This window comes from Arenibacter antarcticus (assembly GCF_041320605.1).
Lineage (GTDB): Bacteria > Bacteroidota > Bacteroidia > Flavobacteriales > Flavobacteriaceae > Arenibacter > Arenibacter antarcticus.
In genome coordinates, this window is sequence record NZ_CP166679.1 from 2265312 (window position 1) to 2277500 (window position 12189).

Here is a 12189-nt window from a genome sequence, read left to right on the forward strand (position 1 = left end):
TAAAAAGGCCATATAAATTGCCAAGGACGGTTTGAGGATTAGAAGTGATGAAGTTCAGAAGTGTAAGATTACCAGAGGATTAAGGTCAAGAGTGAAGAAGAAGGTGACATAGTGGATGGAGCGAAATAAGAAAATTTGGACATGAGCCTACTAAGAAGTTGTTAAAAAAGTGAATATATGATAAAAGTGAGGCTTTTTTTTAACAAAACAAAACAAAAATGTTAAAAAATTAAGGTATTCTGATTATTTATCTCTACTTTTTAATAAAGCTTATGCGTTATTTTCCTTCGTTGTAAGTCGCTAACTCTTAAAACACACCTATGAAATCAAAACTAACTTGGATCTTAGTTCCAATTATGGGGCTATTAATGAGTTTTTCCTACTCGCAGGAAAAAACAATTTCCGGAACTGTGTCGGATCAAAAGGGACTTCCCTTGCCCGGAGTGAATATTGTAGTTGAAGGGACCACCGATGGCACGCAGACCGACTTCGACGGTAACTATACTATTCAGGGTGAACAAGGACAAACATTACTGTTTAGTTATATTGGTCAAAAAAGCGTTTCCAAACTTATTGGAGCTTTATCTGTAATAGATGTAGTGATGGAAGAGGATGCAGAAGCATTGGAGGAAGTGGTGGTCACTGCTTTGGGTATCTCACGGGATAAAAAATCTTTGGGATATTCCACTCAAGAGGTTCAAGGAGAGGATTTGAATACCGTGAAGAGCGGAAATTTTGTAAATGCCCTCTCGGGGAAAGCTTCCGGTATCCAGATTAAAAAGAACAACAACTTAGGGGGTTCTACCAACGTAGTCATTAGAGGTAATGCATCATTAACCGGAAGCAATCAGGCCCTGTTCGTAATTGATGGTGTTCCAATAAACAATACCAATACCAATTCTAAGTATCAAGGTGAGGCTAGTGGTAACTACTATGATTATGGAAACACTGCTTCGGATATTAACCCTGATGATATTGAGACGGTAAACGTTTTAAAAGGAGCGGCCGCTTCTGCCCTTTATGGTTCTAGGGCTGCCAATGGGGTTATAATGATAACCACTAAAAAAGGGAAGAAAGTACAAGGAATGGGAGTTACCGTTAATTCTGGTATAACAATAGGTTCTATAGATAAAAGTACATTTGCCAAGTATCAAGACCAATATGGCGCCGGATACGGACCGTATTATGGCCCCGATGAAGATGATTTCTTTAATATGGAGGATATAACTGGCGACGGAAATTTGGATTTAACGGTCCCTTACCAAGAAGATGGTTCATATGGTGGCCGATTCGACCCAAGTTTAATGGTTTACCAATGGGATGCATTTGATCCGGAATCCCCAAATTATCGAAAGGCTACTCCATGGATAAATGCAAAAAATGGACCGATATCGTTTTTCGAAACTCCGGTTACAACCACTAATTCAGTTGCTTTTGCAAAATCCTATGAGGACGATGGTTCTTTTCGACTGAACTATACGCACTTCGATCAAAGCGGTATTTTACCCAACAGTTCTATAAAAAAGCATAATTTCTCAATGAGCGGTTCCTTTAAATTATCGGACCGACTGTCGGTTAATGGATATGCAAATTACATCAATACTAAAGCCCACGGACGTAATTCTACGGGGTATAGCGATAATATAATGAGTAATTTTAAGCAATGGTGGCAGACCAACGTCGACCTTAAAGATCAGCGGGATATTTATTTTACTACCAAGAGAAATGTTACATGGAATCCTGCTACCAGCGATGCTGGTTCACCACCAATCTTTTGGGATAACCCATATTGGGCCCGTTATGAGAATTACCAAAACGATTCTAGAAATCGCTTTATCGGTAATGTGTCGCTAGATTATAAATTTGCAGATTGGTTAAGCTTTACTGCTAGGGTAGCAACCGACACTTACTCCGAGATACAGGAAGAGAGAAGGGCGAACGGTAGTGTGCCAACAAGCTTTGGTATTCCAGATAGCGGCGGAAACAGAGGAAATGTGGATTCTGGTTATGGAAGAAGAAATCTGGAGGTTACGGAGACCAATTATGACTTTATGTTCAACGTTCAAAAGGATCTTTCCGACAAACTAAATTTAAAAGTTATACTTGGCTCCAATATTAGAAGGAGTGATTTTCAATCCATTTATTCGGCAACAAGTGGCGGGTTGAGCGTACCTAAGCTATATTCCCTGCAAAACAGTACAGGCCCTCTTGCTCTTCCAGTGGAAAGAGACGAGAAAATTGGCGTCGATGGTATCTACGCAAGTGCATCATTGGGCTATAATAGTACTATTTATGTTGATGCCACCATAAGGAGAGATCATTCTTCTACCTTGCCAGAGGACAATAGTAGTTTTTATTATCCTTCTATAGCTACTAGTTTTGTTTTCACCAATCTCTTAAACGCAGATTTCCTCACCTTCGGAAAACTAAGAGCCAACTATGCGGAAGTAGGGAATAGTGCTCCTTTCGATTTTCTTTATGACACCTATAATGTCAATATCCCACCAGGAGCACCTAGTACCTCTGTGGATAATCAAAAAAAGAATCCCAACTTAAAACCTGAGAAAACGGAAAGTTTTGAAGTTGGATTGGAAATGCGATTTTTTCTAAACAGGTTGAGCTTTGATATGGCATATTACAAAACCAATTCTATTGATCAAATATTTGGAGTCCCAGTTTCTAGAGCGACCGGTTTTGAAGAAAAAATTCTAAATGCTGGTGAAATTGAAAACCAGGGAGTTGAGATTTCAGTGTCTGGTAGCCCCGTTAGAACGGTGGACTTCAATTGGACCGCAAGCGTTAACTGGACGCAAAATAAGAATAAAGTAGTTGGATTGGAAGAGGGAATCCAAAACCTGCAGCTGGGAGATTTCCAAGGAGGGGTTACCCTAAATGCCGAAGTGGGAAAGGCCTACGGTATTATCCATGGTACGGACTATACCTATCTTAACGGACAGAAAGTAGTTGATCCAGAAGATGGGCAATACATTAAAACGGCTACTTCCGATAAAACAATTGGCGACACAAACCCAGATTGGCTCATGGGGATATCTAATAAATTCAGTTATAAAAATATATCCTTTAGTTTCTTAATCGACATTCAACAAGGTGGCAGTATCTTTTCATTGGACCAATATTACGGCCGTGCAACGGGATTGTATGAGGAGACCGCATTTATAAATGACTTGGGGAATCCTGTTCGGAATAGTTTGGCCGACGGCGGAGGATTTATCAACGATGGGGTAAACCCAGACGGAGCAACGAATGCTACGAGGATCAGGGCAGATAGGTTTGGTGCTTTTGGATATAGAAGAGGCTTGCCAGACAAAGCATTTGTCTATGATGCGAGCTATGTGAAACTTAGGGAAGTGGCACTTATTTATAATTTGCCAAGCAAATTGTTAGAGAATACTTTCTTGACCAATGCAAGCTTAAGCGTTATTGGATCCAACCTTTGGATTATCAATAAAAACATTCCACATGAAGATCCAGAAGGTGGTTTGTCTGCTGGTAATTTACAAGGGTATTCCGTTGGTTCATTACCTACCACAAGGGATTTTGGTGTCAATCTTAAATTACAATTCTAAAAAATATAAATATGAAAAAAATAGCAATATTAATTACTGCCGTGATTTTTGCTTCATGTTCCGCTGATTTGGAAAATCTTAACGAGAACATCAAGGATCCTTTGTCCGTGCCTGGGGAGAGTTTGTTTACCGGAGCACAGAAAAGTTTGGTAGATCAAGTAGTGGATTTGAATGTTAACAATAACAATACTAAACTTTGGGCCCAGTTTTTACAGGAAACCACCTATACGGATGAAAGTAACTATGACCAAGTTACAAGGACCATTCCCGAAAGGCATTGGAGCGTATTGTATAAAGATGTATTAAAAGATCTGGATGAGGCAAAGAAAGTTATTGCGGAAACCACTTACCCCACCCCGGAAGAGGAAGAGCTAAAACCCAATAAACTGGTCGTCATAGAGATTCTAAATGTATATGCTTACAGTATCTTGGTAGAAACTTTTGGAGATGTTCCTTATACAGAAGCATTAGATATTGACAATCTATTGCCTGCATATGATGATGGAGAAACGGTCTATAAGGATCTAATCGCTCGGTTGACCACTGCAATTGGGGCATTGGACGAGAACAAAGGAAGTTTTGGTAGTGGAGATAGAATTTACGGTGGCGATGTAGCAAAATGGAAATTGTTTGCAGCCTCCCTGAAGCTAAGGATGGGGATGCTTTTATCCGATGTGGATCCTGCCTTTGCCAAAACCACCGTGGAAAGCGCTGTTTCTACAGGGGTGTTTACAAGCAATGCCGATAATGCAACTTATACCTATTTGGGCTCTGACCCCAATACTAATCCTATTCATGCCAATTTGGTTTTGAGCGGGAGAAAGGATTTTGTTGCAGCCACGACAATAATCGATATTATGAACGATTTGGACGATCCTAGGAGATCACTTTATTTTCTACCTACAGATGATGGTACCTATAAAGGCGGAAATATCGGGGAAACCTCAAGTTATTCTGCCTATTCCCATGTTTCAGCTCAAATTGAGGAAGCCACTTTTCCCGGTGTTATTCTAGATTATGCTGAGGTGCAATTTTTATTAGCAGAAGCAAGAGCAAGATTATTTGATGTTGGTGGTACAGTAAAGGAGCATTACGATGCTGCTATTACGGCCTCCATTATTGATTGGGGCGGTACCGATGCAGATGCAATAACTTATTTGGCAACGCCTGCAGTGAATTATGACTTAGCCATTTTGGCGAGTATAGCAGGAACGCCTTGGAAGGATATTATTGGAACCCAAAAATGGATTGCACTTTATAATAGGGGCTTGGAAGCCTGGACATCCATAAGATTACTAGACTATCCAATAATGGCTATTCCTGATGATGCGGTTTCCGGCTATCCCAATAGATATACCTATCCAATTATTGAACAGACCTTGAACGGCGCAAATTACACTTCCGCTGCCTCGGCCATTGGTAGTGATGAGGCTGAGACCAAATTATTTTGGGACTTGAACTAAACCTTGTATAATGTATTCAATACCAAACCTGCAGTTATACGCTGCAGGTTTTATATTTCCTATAATTCTGAAATGGATTTACAAACTTGAAGAAATAATTTCCAGTTCTGGATGTTTAGTCTCCTTAAGTAAAGTATATAAGGAGTTGTTTTTCTGTTTTTTGAAGTTTAGCATTTCATTAAGGACAAAAAAATTAACTTTGTCGGCGTAAGTCTATAGAATGAAATATTTGTTGACGCTTTTATTAGTGTTTTTTGGTCAATCGCTTTTTGCACAAGAAGATTCAATTCCTACTCCTAGGAAAATGGAACGCCCTGCCGTTGGTGGCAAGGGTAATATGATACCTTCAAAGCGAGCTGTTGGTGCCCAAGTACAGGAAATAACGATCAAGGATTATAAAATAATTAATTTTCAGAGGGATACCACATTTCTGGATACCACCATCTCGATCCAAAAGGAATACAAATACAATTTCTTAAGAAGGGACGATTTTGAACTGATGCCCTTTGCCAATGTAGGTCAACCCTATAATAAGTTGGGAGCTAATTTAGATATCAAGGATATCTATCCACAATTAGGGGCCAATGCCAAGCACTTCAATTATATGGAGGCAAGGGAGGTAGATTACTACAATGTAGCAACTCCTTTGTCAGACCTAATGTTTAAAACCACTTTTGAACAGGGGCAGTTGTTAGACGCAATGCTAACCTTTAACACCTCTAGGAGACTCAATTTTTCTCTGGGGTATAAAGGTTTTAAATCACTTGGAAAATATCAATTCAGTCAAGCCGAGGCTGGTAATTTTAAGGCAACCACTAATTATGTAACAGCGAATGGGCGTTATAATTTAAGAGCTCATATTGCTGCCCAGAATCAACAAACGGAAGAAAATGGGGGATTGGCCAATAAAGAATTGCAATTCGAATCGGAAGATCCCGAATTCAAAGATCGTTCTAGAGTGGATGTGCTTTTTTCCAACGCGACGAGTCGACTTCTGGGGAAACGGTACTATCTAGATCACCAATATATCTTGTTCGGAAAGAAATTGGATTCTGGGAAAGTGAAGACTACGGCACTAACTGTTGGGCATCAATTTAATTATGAGACCAAGTACACCCACTTTAAACAGACTGCCCAAAATGCGTATTTTGGCGATGCGTTTTCATCGGTGATAGGAGATAAGGCAAATTTAAAGACCACCAATAACCAACTCAGTGCCCAGTTTTCGAATAAGACCTTAGGAGTTCTTACGGGGTACTTGGACCTATATCAGTATAATTATTATTTCAATACCTTGCTACATACAGGTACTCAGTTAATCCAGAGTCAGTTAAAGGGCAATGAAGTTGCCGTCGGAGCAAAATATGTAAAAAAAATAGGAGGATTTCAATTGAATGGTTCCCTAAGGTCTAATATATCGGGAGATCTATCCGGCACCTTATTGGATGCCTTTGCTAGTTATAGGATAAACGAAAACCACGCCCTTAAGTTTTCTATCCATTCCTCTTCCAAGATGCCCGATTTTAATTACTTGTTGTATCAAAGCGATTATCGCAATTACAATTGGCAGCACACCTCAGATTTTAAGAAGCAGGGCAATATCGGATTTCAATTTGATCTGGATTCCAAAATATGGGGCAGTCTAATGGCGAAGTATTCCACCTTAAATAACTATACTTATTTTACGTCCGACCCGTCAGAAACTGTAGTCGAGGGCAGCGAACAGGCCTTTATTAAACCATTCCAGGACGAGGGGACCATTAACCTTATTAAGTTGAAATACGGAAAGGAGTTTAAATGGAAGGGATTTGCACTTAACAATACCATCATGTACCAGAATGTGTCGCAATCCAATGCAGTATTAAATCTGCCGGATTTCGTGACTAGGAACACTTTGTATTACTCTAATTTTGGATTTAAGAAAGCCTTGTATTTTCAAACTGGGGTTACCCTAAAGTATTTCACTTCCTATACTATGGATGCTTACAATCCAGTGTTGGGGGAGTTCTATTCCCAGAGCGCAGAAGAGTTCGGCGGTTTTCCCATGTTAGATTTCTTTATAAATGCCCGTATTCAGCAGACTAGGGTGTATTTAAAAGCGGAGCACTTTAACTCTTTATTTTCTAAAAACAACTTTTACGCAGCGCCGAATTATCCGTATAGGGATTTCGTGATCCGATTTGGATTGGTGTGGAACTTCTTTTCTTAATTAAGGTCGACTCTATTTTTGTATTGAGCGTTTCCCTCCTTCGTTGGGCCGGGCTTAACGCGGACCGATAGGTGGCCCCTCCAAGGTTCTGTGTTAGATAACTGACCGGTTGCTGGTGCCTACCTTAAAAGGAGGGGTAGCACTTCCGTGGTGCGGGTGGGGCAATACCTAATGTACTTCTGTTGACTTAAGTAATAGGACCTATTAGGTTTTGGACCTCTGGCAGGCCTATTGGCAGCTATGTCGCGGGCTCCCTGGTGCCTCAATCCCAATACCCGCATCCTTTTCTTAGTATTCGGCTTATGCTAGGGACTGAGCTTGCTTATTACTAACTACTTTATACTTGATATTAATACATCTCACTACTCAATAGTATATATAGGAGGGGTGGAGTTGTGTTTTAGATTTTATCGTATTTCTTTTATTCACTATATACATGCTTATATTTAGCCGTTGCTCCGGTTGGAGACAGGTAGTGTCTTTTTTGCTGATGCCTTAGAGCTCTCCCATTGTCATGCGTAGTGAGATTGGCACAAATGCCAATCTCACTACGCACTACTATTGAAAGGCAGATTACTGATGTATTTTTCGGTGCTGCTCCTTGTTATGGGTGTATTTATGCTGCTGCTTACGACTAATGCCGAAATACTTTTTTTACAAAAACCTGTTTTACAGTCTTTTGTGTTGTGGTATTAAAAAAAGGCAAAAAACTTATTAAAAAAGCTTGTGGGATTTAAAAAGGGGTGGTAAATTTGCACCCCGCAAACGAAGCGAAAGTGAGTGAGCGGCAGGTGAGCAGATCACCACGTTATTTGAAATTCCTGATTCGAAGTTGCCGAGTAAAAAAAAAGAAATTAATTTTTCTCAAAAAAAAGCTTGTCAATTTAAAAAAGGGTTGTACATTTGCAGCCGCTTACGGAAACGGAGTGAAGGAAAATAAAGAGATTAAAAGTTCTTGGACATATTGTAAAGACAGCGTATCATGATCTGGCGACAGATTGTGATACAGAAAAGAAAACCGAAAATACGGGCCGGGCATTCTACTCCTGATGGTTGATCGAAGTAATTTAAGAATCAACGATGAAGAGTTTGATCCTGGCTCAGGATGAACGCTAGCGGCAGGCCTAACACATGCAAGTCGAGGGGTAGCAGGGAGCTTGCTCCGCTGACGACCGGCGCACGGGTGAGTAACGCGTATAGAATCTGCCCTTCACTGGGGAATAGCCCGAAGAAATTTGGATTAATGCCCCATGGTCCCTTAGTATGGCATCATATTAAGGGTAAAGATTACGGTGGAGGATGACTATGCGTCCCATTAGTTAGTTGGTAGGGTAACGGCCTACCAAGACTGCGATGGGTAGGGGCCCTGAGAGGGGGATCCCCCACACTGGTACTGAGACACGGACCAGACTCCTACGGGAGGCAGCAGTGAGGAATATTGGACAATGGGCGAGAGCCTGATCCAGCCATGCCGCGTGCAGGAAGACGGTCCTATGGATTGTAAACTGCTTTTGTACGGGAAGAACAAGGGGCACGAGTGCCCCTCTGACGGTACCGTAAGAATAAGGATCGGCTAACTCCGTGCCAGCAGCCGCGGTAATACGGAGGATCCAAGCGTTATCCGGAATCATTGGGTTTAAAGGGTCCGTAGGCGGGCCATTAAGTCAGGGGTGAAAGTCTGCAGCTCAACTGTAGAATTGCCCTTGATACTGGTGGTCTTGAGTTATAGTGAAGTAACTAGAATATGTGGTGTAGCGGTGAAATGCATAGATATCACATAGAATACCGATTGCGAAGGCAGGTTACTAACTATATACTGACGCTGATGGACGAAAGCGTGGGGAGCGAACAGGATTAGATACCCTGGTAGTCCACGCCGTAAACGATGGATACTAGCTGTCCGGCAGCAATGCTGGGTGGCCAAGCGAAAGTGATAAGTATCCCACCTGGGGAGTACGTCCGCAAGGATGAAACTCAAAGGAATTGACGGGGGCCCGCACAAGCGGTGGAGCATGTGGTTTAATTCGATGATACGCGAGGAACCTTACCAGGGCTTAAATGTGGTCTGACAGCTTTAGAGATAGAGTTTCCTTCGGGCAGATCACAAGGTGCTGCATGGTTGTCGTCAGCTCGTGCCGTGAGGTGTCAGGTTAAGTCCTATAACGAGCGCAACCCCTGCCGTTAGTTGCCAGCATGTAATGATGGGGACTCTAACGGGACTGCCGGTGCAAACCGCGAGGAAGGTGGGGATGACGTCAAATCATCACGGCCCTTACGTCCTGGGCCACACACGTGCTACAATGGCCGGTACAGAGAGCAGCCATGCCGCAAGGCAGAGCGAATCTATAAAACCGGTCACAGTTCGGATCGGGGTCTGCAACTCGACCCCGTGAAGCTGGAATCGCTAGTAATCGGATATCAGCCATGATCCGGTGAATACGTTCCCGGGCCTTGTACACACCGCCCGTCAAGCCATGGAAGCTGGGAGTGCCTGAAGTCCGTCACCGTAAGGAGCGGCCTAGGGCAAGATCGGTAACTAGGGCTAAGTCGTAACAAGGTAGCCGTACCGGAAGGTGCGGCTGGAACACCTCCTTTCTAGAGTATTTGCCATTGGGAGTAGGGCGCAAGCGCCCGTTTATTCGGTTTTCTGTTTTTACATATACTAATATAGTGAGTCTCATAGCTCAGCTGGTTAGAGCGCTACACTGATAATGTAGAGGTCGGCAGTTCGAGTCTGCCTGAGACTACAAATTACAACGTAGGCGAGGTGCGGACAAGAAGTTCATACTGCTATAAGCAGTAAGTCTGCCTGAGACTACAAATTACAATTTTGTTCTTCGGGACACACGTTCATTGATTGAAAGTATTGAATTAGGAAATTCTAGAAGTTGGGAAACCTGACGACTGTAAAGTGGCATCTGCCGACTTATAGAACACGGGGGATTAGCTCAGCTGGCTAGAGCGCCTGCCTTGCACGCAGGAGGTCATCGGTTCGACTCCGATATTCTCCACCAAAACGCCAAAGGTGCAAACCTATGGCAGAGAACGGCAAGTTCTTGGTCTTTTTTTTTAGACCATGGGCGAACTGTTGGAAAGTTCATTGACATATTGGGACAGGGTGCGCAACAGATTCAGGTCTTTGCGTACACTGAAAAAGAAACACAAAAGTAAAGTAAAGTACAAGTACAAGAGTGTCCCCTAAGGCAGCCGCCAAGGGGGGCGTATAATATAAAAGGTCTGGCGACAAGCTAGATAAGGGCGTATGGGGAATGCCTAGGCTCTCAGAGGCGATGAAGGACGCGATAAGCTGCGAAAAGCTGCGGGGATCGGCACACACGATATGATCCGCAGGTATCCGAATGGGGCAACCCACCATATTGAAGATATGGTACTCCGCAAGGAGGGCAAACCCGGTGAACTGAAACATCTAAGTAGCCGGAGGAGAAGAAAACAAAAGTGATTCCGTAAGTAGTGGCGAGCGAAAGCGGATTAGTCCAAACCGATGTTGTTCCGGCAATATCGGGGTTGTAGGACCGCGACATTTAATGTGTAATGAATCAGAATCCTTTGGAAAGAGGAACCATAGAGGGTGATAGTCCCGTAAGAGCAAAGAGCATAATTGATAGCGGTATCCTGAGTAGCGCGGGGCACGTGAAACCCTGTGTGAATCCGGCGGGACCATCCGCCAAGACTAAATACTCCTGAGAGACCGATAGTGAACCAGTACCGTGAGGGAAAGGTGAAAAGAACCCTGAACAAGGGAGTGAAAAAGATCCTGAAACCATACGCCTACAAGCGGTCGGAGCCCCTTCGTGGGGTGACGGCGTGCCTTTTGCATAATGAGCCTACGAGTTACTTTTACTGGCAAGGTTAAGCACTTCAGGTGCGGATCCGTAGCGAAAGCGAGTCTGAATAGGGCGCCATAGTCAGTAGTAGTAGACGCGAAACCGTGTGATCTACCCATGGGCAGGTTGAAGCAGTGGTAACACACTGTGGAGGACCGAACCCGTTGACGTTGAAAAGTCTTGGGATGACCTGTGGGTAGGGGTGAAAGGCCAATCAAACTCGGAAATAGCTCGTACTCCCCGAAATGCATTTAGGTGCAGCGTATACATAGTTTTATAGAGGTAGAGCTACTGATTGGATGCGGGGGCTTCACCGCCTACCAATTCCTGACAAACTCCGAATGCTATAAAATGTTTGTGTGCAGTGAGGGCATGGGTGCTAAGGTCCATGTCCGAGAGGGAAAGAACCCAGATCACCAGCTAAGGTCCCCAAGTATATACTAAGTTGATATAACGCGGTGGAACTGCATTGACAGCCAGGATGTTGGCTTGGAAGCAGCCATTCATTTAAAGAGTGCGTAACAGCTCACTGGTCGAGCGGTTCCGCATGGATAATAATCGGGCATAAGTATATCACCGAAGCTGTGACTTCCATTAATTTGGAGGGGTAGGGGAGCATTCCAGGGGTGTTGAAGCGGATCTGTAAGGCTCCGTGGAACGCCTGGAAACGAAAATGTAGGCATAAGTAACGATAATGCGGGCGAGAAACCCGCACGCCGAAAGACCAAGGTTTCCCCAGCTATGCTAATCAGCTGGGGGTCAGTCGGGACCTAACGCGAACCCGAAGGGGGTAGTGGATGGACAACAGATTAATATTTCTGTACCTGCTCACATTAAAAGTGACGGGGATGTGGCGTTGGTGCGTACTGACGGAATAGTACGTTGAAGGGAGCGGTAACGCCCCGATAGTACACCGAGGCTTCGGCCAAGGTGATAATCCAGCTTAACATCCTCCGAGAAAACCAAGTGAAGCAGCCCGTACCGCAAACCGACACAGGTGGTTGGGATGAGTATTCTAAGGCGCTCGAGAGATTCATGGCTAAGGAACTAGGCAAAATAGACGCGTAACTTCGGGAGAAGCGTCG

The 12189-nt window shown here is 43.4% G+C and carries 3 protein-coding genes, 2 tRNA genes and 2 rRNA genes (1 of these 7 cut by a window edge); all 7 read left to right on the plus strand.

All coding sequences use genetic code 11. The features are described 5' to 3' along the window. Window positions 1–320: 320 nt before the first annotated feature. On the plus strand, window positions 321–3587 hold the full coding sequence (locus tag KCTC52924_RS09285) for a SusC/RagA family TonB-linked outer membrane protein (protein WP_251806450.1): 3267 nt from the start codon (window positions 321–323) through the stop codon (window positions 3585–3587). An 11-nt stretch (window positions 3588–3598) separates the two neighbouring features. After that, window positions 3599–5050, plus strand: a complete 1452-nt coding sequence (locus KCTC52924_RS09290; RefSeq protein WP_251806451.1) for a SusD/RagB family nutrient-binding outer membrane lipoprotein — start codon at window positions 3599–3601, stop codon at window positions 5048–5050. Window positions 5051–5270: 220 nt separating this feature from the next. Continuing rightward, window positions 5271–7259 carry a putative porin gene (locus KCTC52924_RS09295; protein ID WP_251806452.1) on the plus strand — a complete coding sequence of 663 codons (1989 nt, stop codon included), beginning with the start codon at window positions 5271–5273 and terminating at the stop codon, window positions 7257–7259. Between the two features lie 1077 nt (window positions 7260–8336). Further along, window positions 8337–9854 (plus strand): 16S ribosomal RNA (locus KCTC52924_RS09300). Window positions 9855–9932: 78 nt separating this feature from the next. Further along, window positions 9933–10006, plus strand: a tRNA-Ile gene (locus KCTC52924_RS09305). Window positions 10007–10196: 190 nt separating this feature from the next. After that, window positions 10197–10273, plus strand: a tRNA-Ala gene (locus KCTC52924_RS09310). Window positions 10274–10499: 226 nt separating this feature from the next. Continuing rightward, window positions 10500–12189: ribosomal RNA gene (locus tag KCTC52924_RS09315) — 23S ribosomal RNA — on the plus strand; it runs 1146 nt beyond the window's last position. Together the 16S and 23S rRNA genes with 2 tRNA genes alongside form the textbook arrangement of a ribosomal RNA operon.